The organism is Belnapia sp. F-4-1 (assembly GCF_000802185.1).
Lineage (GTDB): Bacteria > Pseudomonadota > Alphaproteobacteria > Acetobacterales > Acetobacteraceae > Belnapia.
Genome location: NZ_JROR01000046.1, coordinates 1 through 653 on the forward strand (window position 1 = coordinate 1; position 653 = coordinate 653).

The following is a 653-nucleotide window of genomic DNA, read 5'->3' on the forward strand; positions in this document are numbered from 1 at the left end:
CTGCTGCGCGCGGATGAGCTCGGCTTGGGCCGTCGAGGTGCCGCAGACGCCTCCGTCGCCTGGAGACATTACGCTTGATGCTCCGCGTATGACGCGCTACGTATCGGCGTGATCCGGAGCTTCGGCGACAAGGCGACCGCGCTCGTCTTCCAGGGTGGTCTGCCCCGCAGCATGGCGCGGACTTGGCCCAGGCGGCGCGCCGTAAGCTGGCGATGTTGGATGCGGCGGAGCGGCTGGACGATCTGCGCGTGCCGCCCGGCAACCGGTTGGAAGCCCTGCGCGGCGACCGCGCCGGTCAATATTCCGTCCGGATCAATGGGCAGTGGCGGCTGGTCTTCCTCTGGCGCGAGGATGGGCCGCATGGGGTCGAGATCGTGGACTACCATTGAGGAGGCTCGCCATGACGACACGCGTGATGCCCCGCAGGAAGACCACAGGGCCTATTGCCCGCAGCGACCTCGATGCCGGTCGCGTGGACCTGGCCGAGGTGGACAGCGGCGAGCGCCTGAGCCCCGTCCATCCCGGCGAGGTGCTGCGGCACGAGTTCTTGGAGCCGCTGGGCCTGTCGGCGCATGCGCTGGCCCTCGCGCTGCGCGTGCCGGCCAACCGCATCACGGCGATCCTCGGCGGACGGCGTGCCATCACGGCGGAGA

Annotated in this window: 1 protein-coding gene and 1 pseudogene; both read left to right on the forward strand. The window is 69.8% G+C overall.

Going from position 1 to position 653, the window contains the following annotated elements; all coding sequences use genetic code 11:
• The first annotated feature begins 108 nt into the window (after positions 1 to 108).
• Positions 109 to 389 (forward strand): annotated as a pseudogene (locus LH62_RS28870) (type II toxin-antitoxin system RelE/ParE family toxin).
• Between the two features lie 11 nt (positions 390 to 400).
• Positions 401 to 653: HigA family addiction module antitoxin (locus tag LH62_RS00220; protein ID WP_236552428.1), on the forward strand; the 253-nt coding region annotated here is incomplete at its 3' end.